At 67.3% G+C, this 12,163-nt stretch carries 12 protein-coding genes; 7 read left to right on the top strand and 5 right to left on the bottom strand.

The genetic code is table 11. The annotated features are described in order from the left end of the window. Window positions 1-64 precede the first annotated feature (64 nt). Window positions 65-223, bottom strand: coding sequence for a hypothetical protein (locus ACFTS5_RS14140; RefSeq protein ID WP_378630874.1), 159 nt, complete (start codon window positions 221-223; stop codon window positions 65-67). Window positions 224-650: 427 nt separating this feature from the next. Between ACFTS5_RS14140 and ACFTS5_RS14135 the strand changes: the two genes are divergently transcribed. Genes ACFTS5_RS14135 through ACFTS5_RS14125 form a run of 3 tightly spaced genes read left to right on the top strand, consistent with a single transcriptional unit; the run spans window position 651 to window position 3,555 of the window. After that, a complete protein-coding gene (locus ACFTS5_RS14135) occupies window positions 651-1,901 on the top strand; it encodes a sensor histidine kinase (RefSeq protein WP_378630872.1) in 1,251 nt (416 codons plus the stop codon). Next, window positions 1,901-2,329, top strand: a complete 429-nt coding sequence (locus ACFTS5_RS14130; RefSeq protein WP_378630871.1) for a roadblock/LC7 domain-containing protein — start codon at window positions 1,901-1,903, stop codon at window positions 2,327-2,329. Before ACFTS5_RS14135 ends, ACFTS5_RS14130 begins: the two co-directional genes overlap by 1 nt. A 2-nt stretch (window positions 2,330-2,331) precedes the next feature. Beyond that, entirely contained in the window at window positions 2,332-3,555 is a 1,224-nt protein-coding gene (locus ACFTS5_RS14125; RefSeq protein ID WP_101463719.1) for a cytochrome P450, read from the top strand. A gap of 49 nt (window positions 3,556-3,604) precedes the next feature. Here ACFTS5_RS14125 and ACFTS5_RS14120 read toward each other — a convergent pair whose 3' ends face one another. Beyond that, window positions 3,605-4,834, bottom strand: a complete 1,230-nt coding sequence (locus tag ACFTS5_RS14120; protein ID WP_378630869.1) for a cytochrome P450 — start codon at window positions 4,832-4,834, stop codon at window positions 3,605-3,607. Between the two features lie 205 nt (window positions 4,835-5,039). Continuing rightward, on the bottom strand, window positions 5,040-5,363 hold the full coding sequence (locus ACFTS5_RS14115; RefSeq protein ID WP_378630867.1) for a hypothetical protein: 324 nt from the start codon (window positions 5,361-5,363) through the stop codon (window positions 5,040-5,042). A 171-nt stretch (window positions 5,364-5,534) separates the two neighbouring features. Between ACFTS5_RS14115 and ACFTS5_RS14110 the strand changes: the two genes are divergently transcribed. Beyond that, a complete protein-coding gene (locus tag ACFTS5_RS14110) occupies window positions 5,535-6,332 on the top strand; it encodes an SAM-dependent methyltransferase (protein ID WP_378630866.1) in 798 nt (265 codons plus the stop codon). Between the two features lie 178 nt (window positions 6,333-6,510). Continuing rightward, window positions 6,511-7,578 carry an alpha/beta fold hydrolase gene (locus ACFTS5_RS14105; RefSeq protein ID WP_378630864.1) on the top strand — a complete coding sequence of 356 codons (1,068 nt, stop codon included), beginning with the start codon at window positions 6,511-6,513 and terminating at the stop codon, window positions 7,576-7,578. A gap of 58 nt (window positions 7,579-7,636) precedes the next feature. Here ACFTS5_RS14105 and ACFTS5_RS14100 read toward each other — a convergent pair whose 3' ends face one another. Further along, window positions 7,637-8,263, bottom strand: coding sequence for a TetR family transcriptional regulator (locus ACFTS5_RS14100; RefSeq protein WP_378630863.1), 627 nt, complete (start codon window positions 8,261-8,263; stop codon window positions 7,637-7,639). A 106-nt stretch (window positions 8,264-8,369) separates the two neighbouring features. Here ACFTS5_RS14100 and ACFTS5_RS14095 point away from each other — a divergent pair, with 106 nt between their 5' ends. Then, on the top strand, window positions 8,370-10,292 hold the full coding sequence (locus tag ACFTS5_RS14095; protein ID WP_378630861.1) for an acyl-CoA dehydrogenase family protein: 1,923 nt from the start codon (window positions 8,370-8,372) through the stop codon (window positions 10,290-10,292). Between the two features lie 14 nt (window positions 10,293-10,306). Here the strand turns inward: ACFTS5_RS14095 and ACFTS5_RS14090 are convergent, their stop codons facing one another. Beyond that, window positions 10,307-11,014, bottom strand: a complete 708-nt coding sequence (locus ACFTS5_RS14090) for a TetR/AcrR family transcriptional regulator (protein ID WP_378630860.1) — start codon at window positions 11,012-11,014, stop codon at window positions 10,307-10,309. 212 nt (window positions 11,015-11,226) lie between these two features. Between ACFTS5_RS14090 and ACFTS5_RS14085 the strand changes: the two genes are divergently transcribed. Continuing rightward, window positions 11,227-12,153, top strand: a complete 927-nt coding sequence (locus tag ACFTS5_RS14085) for an alpha/beta fold hydrolase (RefSeq protein WP_378630858.1) — start codon at window positions 11,227-11,229, stop codon at window positions 12,151-12,153. Window positions 12,154-12,163 lie beyond the last annotated feature (10 nt).

Genomic DNA, 12,163 nt, shown 5'->3' with positions numbered 1-12,163 from the left:
CAGCCCGAACACGACAAGGGCCGCACCGAGAACGGTGCGGCCCTGGAGGGTCATGCTGCCGAGGTCAGGTCTGCTGACCGAACCGGCGTGGTTTCTTCGCGCCCATGATGTCGGTCCACCACGATTGCAGCGGGCTCGGTTCGGGCCAATGAACGGTCGGGTCTTCTTCCTCGGGGTCGGCGGATGGCACGTCGGACGGGTCGTCGTCGAGATCGCTGGTCATGCAGGTTCTTCCTCGAATCGAACGACGGCGCCGCAGCGGGGAGACGAGAGAAGGAATGAGCCGGAACCCGAGGCCGAGTGCGGCGACGACGCGTTGGTCGCCGCTGGTCCACGGCTGACCTGTATCTGTTCAACCGTACACGGCGCGGATAAACCGCCGGTATCAATTCACCGGCTCTCCACCACAATGCGAGTCACGTTCTGCAGCAACCCGTTTGGTGCACTCGGCGATTCGCACTGCTAACGTGTCCGCATCGCCGAAACGCCGGGCAGCGAGTCCGGTTTCGGCCGACCTCACGCGCGCGGTGCCCAATTGTGGTGCGGCGCACACGGTGTGAGGGCAGGCCGCGGCGAGAAGTCTCGTCGGAGAGACCGGCGAGGACCCGGCCACCACGGCTCTTCGGTCGGTACAGACGACAAAGGAACCGATGACTCCGACGCTCGCGGTCTTCTTGTTCTCCATCGCAACACTGGTCCTGCTCGGCGCGGTCGCTGTCGCGCTGCAGGCCCTGCGCAACGAACGTCAGATCCGCGGCCGCCTGGCGGCGGCCGAGCGCGACCTCCACGCCAAGAACACAGCGATGGAGCAGATGGCGCTGGCCCACGCGGAGGAACTCCGGGCGCGCGAACACGAAGCGGTACTCGCCGACCGCGCGGCCGAGGAGCGCGCCGCGGCACAGGTCGAGGCGGCACACGAGGCGACGCGTGCCCAGGTCTCCGCCGACGCCCGCGCCGCCACCAGCAACGCCGTGCGCGCGTTCGGCACCACCGTGGTCAGTCTCGGCGCCGACGTGGGCCAGGTCGTGAGCAACGCGCTGCGGGAGAACCGCAACGACGAGGTCTACGCGACGCTCACCCGGATCGACCACACGGTCCAGCAGATGATCCGCCAGGCCCAGGCCTACGTGATCGTCTCGGGCGGGCTGCCGGGCAGGCGCTGGCCGCAGCAGACCGTCGGTGACGTGGTGGGCGGCGCCACCGGGCGGGTGCGCGACTATCTGCGCGTGCGCACGGGCCACTGCGAACTGGTGGTCATGAGCCGGGCGGTGGAGCCGCTGGTGCACACGGTCGCGACCCTGCTCGACAACGCGCTGCGCTACTCACCGCCGTCGTCGTTCGTCGACATCTCCTACCAGCAGGGCCATCACGGCGTCACCGTGATCATCGATGACGCGGGCGTGCGGATGAGCCACGAGCAGATGGAGGAGGCGCGCCAGGTGCTCTCGGGCGAGCGCGTCGTCGACATCAACGCCCTCGGCCCGTCACCGCGGGTCGGGTTCCCCGGTGTCGCCGCGCTGGCGCGCCGCTACGGCTTCGCCGCCTATGTCGACGGACCCAATATCTACGGCGGCACCAGGGCGATGGTGTTCGTTCCCGCGGCCCTGCTCGTCACGGCCACCGAGGTGCACCGGCCCAAGCATGCCGAGGCGCCGGAACCGGTAGCGCCACCACAACCTGTTTCCGAGATCAGCGCGTCGGCGCCCGAGCTGGACGTAGCCGAGCTCGACCGCACCACCGGCGGGCTGCCCAAACGTACGCGCCGCACCGTGGCCCCGGCCGACGAGCGCGCCGACACCGGCGAGGTGCTCGCGCGCCCCGAGCTCGCGGCGGCCTGGCACAGCGGCTCCAGACACGGCCGCGCCGCGGCCGCACGCTCGACGAAAGGGCACGACAGCTGATGAGTACTCCGATCTCCAACAGCACCAACCGCCTCGCGTGGCTGCTGGACGACCTGGCGCTCGACGGCGTCCGCTTCGCGGTGTTGTTATCCGAGGACGGCCTACGCGTGGCGCACTCGGGCGCCATCTCCACCGACGACGCGGAGCGTTTCGCGGCCGCCGCGTGCGGGCTGCGCTCGCTGGGCAAGGTGCTCGGTGAGTTCTGCGGCGGACTCGCGAACACCGTGCGCCAGAACATGACCGAATACGACGAGGGCATGGTGCTGATCACCGCCGCGGGCGCGGGCACCCTGCTCGGCGTCGCGACCACCGGCGATGTGGACCTCGCGCTCATCGCCCATCGCATGAACGAGCTGGCCGCCAGGGTCGGCCACGAACTCGGCGCGTCGCCGAGGCACCGATCCTCGACTCAGGAGTACTCGCTGTGACACTGGATGTTTCGCCGGACTCGCGCAGTGGCCAGGACCGGGTGCCGCTGTACTCGCCGGAATTCGCCGCCGACCCGCAGAGCACCTACCGCGAGATGCGGCACCGCTTCGGTTCGCTGGTGCCGGTCGATCTGGTGCCAGGGGTCCCCGCCACCCTCGTGATCGGCTACCGCACCGCGGTACAGATTCTCAACGATCCCGACCATTTTCCCGCCGATCCGAAGATGTGGCAGCGCGACATCCCCGCCGACTGCCCGGTGCTCCCGATGATGCGCTACCGCCCCAACGCGATCCGCACCGCCGGCGCCGAGCACACCCGCCACCGGCAGGTCACCGTCGCCGGCCTGGCAGGTGTCGACCTGTACCAGCTGCACCGCACCGTCGAGCAGATCGCGATGCCGGTGATCAACTCCTTCTGCGCGGACGGCAGCGCGGATCTGCTGAGCCAGTACGCCTTTCCCGTCATCTTCGCCACCATCAACGCGATGCTCGGTGTCCCCGCCGATATCGGTGGGCGGGTCGCGACCGGGATGGCGCAGATGTTCGAGGGCGGCGACACCGCGGCCAGCGGTACACAGATGATGGAGGACGCGCTCTACGACCTGGTGCGGCTCAAGCAGAGCGAACCCGGCGACGACGTGACGACCCGGTTGGTGCAGCATCCGCAGCGGCTCACCGACGAGGAGTTGATGAACCAGGTGCTCACGATGTACGGCGCCGGGATCGAGCCGATGCTCAACCTGATTCTCAATACGGTGCGGCTGATGCTCACCGATCAGCGATTCGCGGGCAGCTTGCTCGGCGGCAGTCTGTCCACCCGCGACGCACTCGACGAGGTGCTCTACACCGACCCGCCGATGGCCAACTTCTGCACCACGTATCCGCGGCAGCCGATCCTGGTCGACGATGTGTGGCTGCCCGCGCATCAGCCGGTGGTCATCAGCATGGCCGCGTGCAACAACGATCCCGCGATCGGGACCGGCGATTTCCTCGACAACCGCGCGCACCTGGCGTGGAGCACCGGCCCGCACGGCTGCCCGGCGAAGTCCCCCGCCTACCTGATCGCCCAGGAAGCCATCGACCAGCTCCTCGACGCGCTGCCCGAACTCGAGCTCGCGGTGCCGCCGGAAGAACTGGTGTGGCGGCCGGGGCCTTTCCACCGGGCGCTGGCGGGCCTGCCGGTGGTGTTCCCGAGCACCGCACCGCTGGTGGTGCCCGGCAACTGAATCCCCTTTGCTCGGCCGACCCGTACGGGTCGGCCGAGCGAGTTCGGCGCTACTCGCCGTGGATGTAGGCCGGCAGGTGGCGGTGGCCGTTGGAGATGAAGCTGGGCACGGTGCCCAGTTCGGTCACGGGAGCGGCCAGCTTCAGGTCGGTGAACCGCTCGAACAGCGCGGGCAGCGAGACCAGCGCCTCGAGGCGGGCCAGCGGAGCACCGAGGCAGTGGTGCGCACCGTAGCCGAACGCCATGTGCGACTGCTTCTCTCGCGTGGGATCGAACTCGCCCGCGGTGTCGCCGTGCAGCTTCGGGTCACGCGCGGCCGCGGCGTAGCTCGCCAGAATCGGGTCACCCTTGGCGAGCTGGACGCCGTCGATGTCGATGTCCTCCACCGCGAAACGCAACGGCAGATGCGCGACCGGTGATTCGAATCGCAGCGTCTCCTCGACCAGATCGGGCCAGGTGATCGTGCCCGCGCGCAGGCTCTCGAGCACCTCGGGCCGGGTGAGCAGCGCGGTGATGGCCTGGTCGAGCAGGTTCACCGTCGTCTCGTGGCCCGCCGAGATCACCAGCAGCAACGTGCCGACGAGCTCTTCCTCGGTGAGCTGGCCCTCGTCCTCGTCGCGCTGGACGATCAGCAGGCTGGTGATGTCGTCGCCGGGCTGTTCGCGCCGCAGGGCCACCAGCTCGCCGAGAATCCGGTACATCTCCATGTAGTTGGCCTGCGACTGCTCCGGGGTGAGCGTGGTGTCGAAGATGCCGTCGACGCAGGTACGCAGGCCGGGGTTCAGTGATTCCGGCACGCCCATCAGTTCCGAGATCACCTGGATCGGCAGCGGGTAAGCGAACTGCTCGCGCAGGTCCACGGTCTGACCGGCCGGGGTGGCTGCCAGCTCGTCGAGCAGTTCGGTGGTGATGCGCTCGACCTGTGCGCGCATGGCCTCGGTGCGCCGCGCGGTGAACGCGGGCGCCACCAGCTTGCGCAGCCTGCGGTGATCACTGCCATAGGCGGTGAACATATTCGGCGCCGAAACCCACAGGTACAGCGGCCAATCCGGGGGGATCTCACCGGCGACGAAGGCGGGCCAGTGCTGACTGGCATCCTTGGAGACCCGGGGATCGACGAGCAGCTTCTCCAGCAGCGCGGCGTCGGTGATCGACCATGCCTGCACCCCACCCGGCAGCTCGACTCTGGTGGCGGGACCGTGCGACCTGATCTCGAGGATCTCACCCTGAATGTCTTGCCCAGTCGGGTCCATTACGACCCGATTCGTCACCGTTTCCATTGTGAAACCTCTCGATCACCCGGCGCCTCGCAGACCCCGTCTTCCGAGGTCGCAGCGAAACATCTTGCTGGACTAGCCCTTACGGGCCGTTAGCGATGCTACCGGCCGAACGTCTCTGTCGCAGTGAACACTTGGAATGGGGATCACACAGTGAGATCGAACTATCGGCGCTGCCGAAACGGTTACCCACGGGCCGGGCTCGGTGTCACTTGGGCACGAGAACACCCGTCAGATCGGCCTCGCGGATGGGGGTGTCCGGGTTGGCCTGCGCACCACACATCAGATCGATGGCGGCGACGGACAGGTCGACGGTGTTCGGGTCCGACGTCGCGTTGTCACCGCGCTCCTGCTCGAGGAACTTGACCACCGTCGTGCGCCGGTCCTCCGCGGACTGGGCGGTGTATTCGCTACACGGTGTGTCGCCGCCCTTGTTGACCGCCTTCTCCACCTGGTCACAGCCCGTGCCGAGCAGCACGATCGCGGCCGCGGCGAGCACGGTGGTTACAGCATTCCTGCGCAGTGTCGTCATGTAGCGGCTTTACCCGATTCCTGCCGTCGCACGCAGCGGTGAACGTTCACGGATTGACCTGACCGTTTCCGTGTGAATCTTGTACTGTCGCAGCCAGATCAGATGCTATGTCGCTGGTGGTTCTCCCCTGGGTGGGCGCGCCACTGTCAAAGTTGCAGAGGAGCAAGGCTCATGGCCGACGTGCAGACCCCGATGATCAGGACCGATATCCCCCATTCAGCACGGATCTGGAACTACTGGATGGGCGGCAAAGACCACTACGAGATCGACAAGATCGCCGGCGACGCCGGGCTGGCGGTCGACCCCGACATCTCGACCATGGCCGTGCAGTCGCGGCAGTTCCTGATCAGGACCGTCCGCTTCCTGGCGAAGGAACGCGGCATCAAGCAGTTCCTCGACATCGGCACCGGCCTGCCCACGATGCAGAACACCCACGAGGTCGCCCAGGGCGTCGCCCCGGAGGCCAAGGTGGTCTACGTGGACAACGACCCGCTGGTGCTCACCCACGCGCGCGCACTGCTCACCAGCACCACCGACGAAGGCGTCACCACCTACATCGACGCCGACTTCCACGACCCCGAACAGATCGTCGCCGACGCGCGCAATGTGCTGAACTTCAACGAGCCGATCGCGGTGATGTTCATGGGTGTTCTCGGTCACGCCAAAACCTACGACGACCTGCTGCGCATCGTGGGCACCGTGATCGGCGCAGTGCCCTCGGGCAGCTACCTGATCTACTGGGACGGCACCGACGACAGCCAGGCCTACGTCACCCTGTGCGAGAACTACACCGGCACCGGCGGCACACCGTACGTCCCGCGCCCGCAGGCCCAGATCCGCGGCGTCTTCGACGGGCTGGAGGTAGTCGAACCGGGCGTCGTCTCGATCACCCAGTGGCGTCCGGAAACCGCCGAAGTGGGCCAGGTCCTCCCGATCTCGGCGTACGGCGCGGTCGCCCGCAAACCCTGACCCGCGCCGCCGTCCACCACCTGCGACACGCCCCATCCGAGCCCTGCTCGAATGGGGCGCGGCCGTGCGTGAGCGGTGGATCACCTGCGGATTCGGAGGAAGCCCCAGGGACAAGATATGGTGATACAGGGAGTTACAGTTAGTTTTCTCCCACCGTCTCGACGTTCCGGAGAATCACATGGGCCCCCTGTCGGTTGCACTGCGCAACGTGGTCGCGCTCTTCGGTGACGGCGTCGAGCCGTACGCGCCGACGCCGTCGGACATCGTCTACGACGAACCGCACCGCAGGCTGCTGCGCTACCGGCGCTCCACCCCCGCCACCGGCGATCCCGTGCTGCTCGTGCCGCCGTTGGCGGTGACGATCTCCTGCTACGACATGCGACCCAGCCAGAGCCTGGTGCGATTCCTGCTCGAGCTGGGACGCGAGGTCTATGTGCTCGACTACGGCGAGATCACCTACGCGGACCGCGATCTCGGCTTCGAGGAGTGGGTCGACGACATCGTGCCCACCGCGATCGAGGCAGTCAGCGCGGACAACAGCCACTCCCCCGTCGACCTGATCGGCTGGTCCTTCGGCGGCACCATCAGTGTGCTCACCGCCGCCGGGCACGCCGACCTGCCGATCGGTTCGGTCACCGCGGTGGGAACCCCGTTCGATCAGCGCCGCAACGGGCAGATCTCCTTGGCCCGCAGATTCGGGCAGCTCACCGGCGGTCGCGAGGTCACCGTGCCGGTCCGCGTGGCAGGTGGCGTGCCGAAGTACGGGGTGCGGGCCGGTTTCCGTATCCAGTCGATCGACCGTGAACTCACCAAGCCCTGGTACATCGCCCGCAATATCGGCGATACCGAGGCACTGGCCCGCATGCAATCGGTGGACCGGTTCATGGACACCATGCCGGGCTACCCGGGCCGGTTCTATCGTCAGGCCTACCGGCAATTGATCATCCGCAACGAAATGTTCAAGGGCACAGTGCATCTGGGCCCGAATCGCGCGATCGATCTGACCGGACTCACCGCGCCGACGCAGCTGATCGGCGGCACCAAGGACGCGCTGGCCTCGTCGGCGTCGGTCGCGGCAGGTATCGGGGTCCTCACCGGCGCGGCCCAGGTTCGCTTCACCGAGGTCCCGGGAAGCCATCTCGGCATCATCGCGGGCCCGACCGCCCGCGACACCACCTGGGCGACGATCGCGGACTTCCTCGACAGTGCGCGGTTGTCGACCCGCACGCCGTCGCCCACGCACTGACTCAACGACAGACGGCCCCGGGGTCGATCGATCGCCCCCGCCGCTTACGCCGCGGGCATCACGCGCTGCGCATGGCGCGGTAGACCGCCGAGCCGACGAAGGCGCCGAGGTCATCGGGATTCCACTCGTCGCGGTGGGCGAACAGAGTGCGGACCGCGCTTTCGGCGGCCGAGACCCACAACTCCACCAGCGCGGGCAATTTGCGTTCGGCGTCGTCGACTCCCCAGGCCAGCAACGTCGGCCGGAGCAACGCCGTGCAGCGTTCGACTGCCAGCTGACGACCACGTCCGAAGGAACCGGCGACGGCGGGATCGGGGTTGCCGTAGATCAGGCGCCAGGCATCGGGGCGCTCGGCCGCCTTGTGGAGCAGGGTGCGGAAACCCTCCACGAACACCGTTTCGTCGGCGTTGGTCGCGCGCGGCGGTAGCACGTCGAGCACACCGGAGATCAGAAAACTCTCCTCGCGCTGGATCAGCGCGTCGATCAGCTCGACCCGGTCGGGAAAGCAAGCGTAGATCACCGGGCGGGTGACCTTCATGTAGTCGGCGACCGCGCCCATCGTGACCGCGGCGATGCCGTCGTCGGCGGCGATGGCGAGCGCCGCGTCGAGCACCTGCGGCCTGCGCCGCTCGGGGCCGAGGTGCGCGGCCCGCCCTCGCCGCTGCAGTGCCGTCTCGCTACCCATGCGCCCACCATAGCAACCACCCCGGCATTCCTACACCGATGTACGAAAATGCTACAGTGGCGAATGAACCGTCCGACTGTGCTGGACGCCCGCAAGAGGAGCGACGATGCCCCAGGATTTCTTCAACCCGAACACCGCCGACTTCGCGCAGTTCGATCCGCAGACGCGCCGGCTGTTGCGCGCGACGGTCGACTGGTTCGAAACCCGCGGCAAGACTCAGCTGCTCGACGACGACCGGTCCCGCGTCTGGCCGTCGGACTTCCTCGACTTCGCCAAGAAGGAGCGGCTGTTCGCCACCTTCCTCACCCCGGCGGCCGAGGCAGGCGGTGATCCGGACAAGCGCTGGGACACCTCCCGCAACGCCATGCTGAGCCAGATCTTCGGCTTCTACGGCATGACCTACTGGTACGTCTGGCAGGTCACCATCCTCGGCCTCGGCCCGATCTGGCAGAGCGACAACGCCGTGACCAAGAAGAAGGCCGCCGCCCAGCTCGACTCCGGGGAGATCTTCGCGTTCGGCCTGTCGGAGAAGGAACACGGCGCCGACGTGTACTCCACCGACATGATCGTCGACCCGCAGCCCGACGGTGGTTACACCGCGACCGGCGGCAAGCACTACATCGGCAACGGCAACCTGGCCTCGATGGTCTCGGTGTTCGGGCGCCGTTCGGACAAGCCGATCATCGACAGCGCCGCGGCACTGCGGGGCAAGCCGACGCAGCAGGATTACGAGGGGTATCTCTTCTTCGTCGCCGACTCCCAGCACGACGCGTACAAGCTCAGGAAGAATGTCGTCAACAGCCAGATCTATGTCGCGGCGTTCGATCTCGAGAACTACCCCGTCGCCGAGGAGGACATCCTCCACCGCGGCGAGGACGCGTTCCACGCGGCGATGAACACGGTCAACGTGGGCAAGTTCAACCTCGGCTTCGGTGCGGTCGGCGCCTGTGAGCACTCCTTCTACGAGGCGATCAACCACGCCGAGAACCGGATTCTGTTCGGGCACAGGGTCACCGAGTTCCCCCAGGTGCGGGCGCTGATCACCGATTCCTACGCGCGCATCGCCGCGATGAAGCTCTACAGCGCACGCGCGGTGGACTACATGCGCTCGGCCTCGCCCGATGACCGCCGCTACCTGCTGTTCAACGCCATCGAGAAGATGTCGGTGACCCGTCAGGGCCAGCGCGTGATCGAGGATCTCGCCGACGTGATCGCCGCGCGTGGGTTCGAGAACGACATGTACTTCCCGGTCGCGATGACGGCCATGTTCGGCCTGCCGCGACTGGAGGGCACCGTCCACGTGAACATGGCGTTGTCGCTGAAGTTCATGGCCAACTACATGTTCCACCCCGCCGACGCCGGTCTGGTCGCGATGCAGTCACTGCCGGGCGCCGCGGTGGCATCCAAGGGAGCCACTCGTGCGGTCGCCGGCGCCCTGACGTGGTCGAGCCGCAAGATCACCCCGCGTCTCGGCGCGGTCGTGAAGCCGCTGCGTGCCGAATTCGCCAGCGCCGCTTACGCTCCGGTGCCCTCCCGTCACGACACCGCCGACGACGAGTTCCTGTTCCGGCAGGGCCCGAGCAGTGGCCTGGGCCGCATTCGCTTCGCGGACTGGCGCCCGGTCTTCGAGAGCTTCCACGACGTTCCGAACGTGGCCGTGTTCCTCGAGCAGGTGCTCGCGCTGCAGGCCCTGCTCGCGGTCGCCGCACCGACGTCGTCGCAGCAGAAGGATGTGGACTTCCTGTTCGCGTTCGGTGAGCTGTTCACCGCGGTGCCCTACGCCCAGCTGGTGCTGGAGCAGGCGCGCATCGACGGCACCGATCCGGCGGTGATCGACCAGATCTTCGACGGGTTCGTCCGCACCTTCTCCGCGAACGCGCTCAATCTGCACAACAAGCCGACCGCCACCGCCACCCAGCAGCGCCGGGCCCTCGACCTGGTTCGCCGGCCGGTCTTCGACGAGTCCCGTTTCGAGCGGGTGCTCGGTAAGGCGCGCTCGCTGGCCGGGACCTATGAGATGAAGGCCTGATCCAGCAACCGGGGTCAGTCGGGCGGCGGCGCGTTCTCGGTGATGGTGGCCAGAGTCGCCGCCACCGACATATCGGGCTTGATGACGACGCCCTTCTCGCGGAGAAAGCCGTCGAACAACTGCACGACGGCATTGGTCGTCCGATCGACGAACAGTGCGGTCGGTTCCGGCAGCGGGACGGGGTCGGTGTCGAGCCACAGGTCGGTGACGGCCATGACGAACCCGACGATGCCGCGCAGCAGATGATCGATACCGTCGGTATCGAGCGCGACCGAGGACAGCACACTGCGGCTGCGCTCGGCCAGATCGTGCGACAGGCGCCGACCGATGTCCAACGGGCGAGCGGCGGGGTCGGCGCCCGAGACGCTCTGGGTGAGGACGAGGAACCGGAACACATCGGGATGTTCGGCGATGACCCCGGCGTAGGCGGTGAGGAACCGATGGATCGTGACCCGGGGCGGCTGCATGATGAGCGAGAGATCCGGCGCGACGGCCGCATAGATCTGCGCGACGAGCCAATCCGAGACCGCGCCGTCGAGCTCGGATTTGTCGGCGAACATACGGTACAGACGCGGTTTGGCGACGCCCATCTCGCGAGCCAGCGCCTCCATGCTCAGCTGAGGTCCGTCGCGGTCGATGCACCGCACCGCGCCCGCGATGACCTGTTCGCGGGTGAGCAACCGTACAGGCGACCGGCGAGCCGGTCTAGACGATGTAGTCACTGTTCTCCCTGATCCGCCCTTCGCGTACGGCCAGGATAGCGGCGACCGGCGAGGGACAGGCCGCCGTATCGCGGGCGGACTCCGAGGGGGTGTTGACAGCGGCCTTTCCGATCCTCAAGATATTCCCGGTACTACGCGTACCAGAAAATGGTACCGGCGGTACTATTGATTGTGCACGGAGCAACGAAGCCCCGTGCCGGAAGGAGTCTCGTATGACGCGCGAAACCGGAAACCACACTCCCGGGGCAGCGTCATCCAGAACGCATCTGGTGCGCAACGGCGACATTTCGCTCGCTGTCTACGAATTCGGCCCACAAGACGGCATTCCGGTGGTTCTCGTCCACGGTTGGCCCGATACCCATCACCTCTGGGACGGCGTCGTTCCGCTGCTGTCGGGCAAATATCGCGTGATCTCCTACGACACCCGCGGGTACGGGCAATCCAGCGCGCCGACCCAGGTGTCGGCCTACGAGCTGAACCGACTCGCGACCGACTTCTTCGCCGTGGTGGAGGCCGTCAGCCCCACCGAACCCGTGCACGTCGTGGCCCACGACTGGGGCTCGGTCCAGGTCTGGGAAGCCGTGTGTGAACCGGGCGCGGACCAGTACGTCGCGTCGTTCACCTCGATCTCGGGCCCCAACCTCGACCACCTGGCCACCTGGATGCGCCGTGGTGTGCTGTCGGGAACCCCGCGTGGGATCTGGGGCGCGCTCAGCCAGTGCCTGTCCTCGGCCTACACCACCTTCTTCATGCTGCCGATCCTGCCGGACCTGTTCTTCCGGCTCGTGGGCACCGAGAAGGTGTGGAAGCTGTTCCTTCGCGTGGTCGAGGGCACCTCCGCGGAGCAGATCTCGCTGGCGCCGACCCTGAAACAGGACATGATCTCGGGGCTGCGCTTCTACCGGGCCAACATCCTGGCCCGCATGTTCGGGCCACGGGAACGACGCACCACCGTGCCGGTGCAGTTGCTGGTCAACACCCGCGACATCGCCGTGCGCCCCGCGGGCTACGACGACACCGCGAAGTGGGCCGATCAGGTCACCCGCCACGACCTGCCGCGCGGGCACTGGCTGCCCTATTCCGACCCCGCCGCGATCGCCGAATACGCCGACGCGTTCATCCAGGCCCAGCCCAAGTAACGACGAATGA

Origin of the sequence: Nocardia sp. NPDC056952, from assembly GCF_042674185.1 — a bacterium.
Lineage (GTDB): Bacteria > Actinomycetota > Actinomycetes > Mycobacteriales > Mycobacteriaceae > Nocardia.
The sequence above is the reverse complement of the archived record's forward strand: the minus strand, read 5'-3'. Positions and strand labels throughout refer to the sequence as shown.

What these genes read in the sequence shown, in the direction of transcription:
- ACFTS5_RS14130 (WP_378630871.1), top strand. Translation starts at nt 1,901, where the DNA reads ATGAGTACTCCGATCTCCAACAGCACCAACCGCCTCGCGTGGCTGCTG.
- ACFTS5_RS14135 (WP_378630872.1), top strand. Translation starts at nt 651, where the DNA reads ATGACTCCGACGCTCGCGGTCTTCTTGTTCTCCATCGCAACACTGGTC.
- ACFTS5_RS14105 (WP_378630864.1), top strand. Translation starts at nt 6,511, where the DNA reads ATGGGCCCCCTGTCGGTTGCACTGCGCAACGTGGTCGCGCTCTTCGGT.
- ACFTS5_RS14085 (WP_378630858.1), top strand. Translation starts at nt 11,227, where the DNA reads ATGACGCGCGAAACCGGAAACCACACTCCCGGGGCAGCGTCATCCAGA.
- ACFTS5_RS14140 (WP_378630874.1), bottom strand. Translation starts at nt 223, where the DNA reads ATGACCAGCGATCTCGACGACGACCCGTCCGACGTGCCATCCGCCGAC.
- ACFTS5_RS14100 (WP_378630863.1), bottom strand. Translation starts at nt 8,263, where the DNA reads ATGGGTAGCGAGACGGCACTGCAGCGGCGAGGGCGGGCCGCGCACCTC.
- ACFTS5_RS14110 (WP_378630866.1), top strand. Translation starts at nt 5,535, where the DNA reads ATGGCCGACGTGCAGACCCCGATGATCAGGACCGATATCCCCCATTCA.
- ACFTS5_RS14095 (WP_378630861.1), top strand. Translation starts at nt 8,370, where the DNA reads ATGCCCCAGGATTTCTTCAACCCGAACACCGCCGACTTCGCGCAGTTC.
- ACFTS5_RS14115 (WP_378630867.1), bottom strand. Translation starts at nt 5,363, where the DNA reads ATGACGACACTGCGCAGGAATGCTGTAACCACCGTGCTCGCCGCGGCC.
- ACFTS5_RS14120 (WP_378630869.1), bottom strand. Translation starts at nt 4,834, where the DNA reads ATGGAAACGGTGACGAATCGGGTCGTAATGGACCCGACTGGGCAAGAC.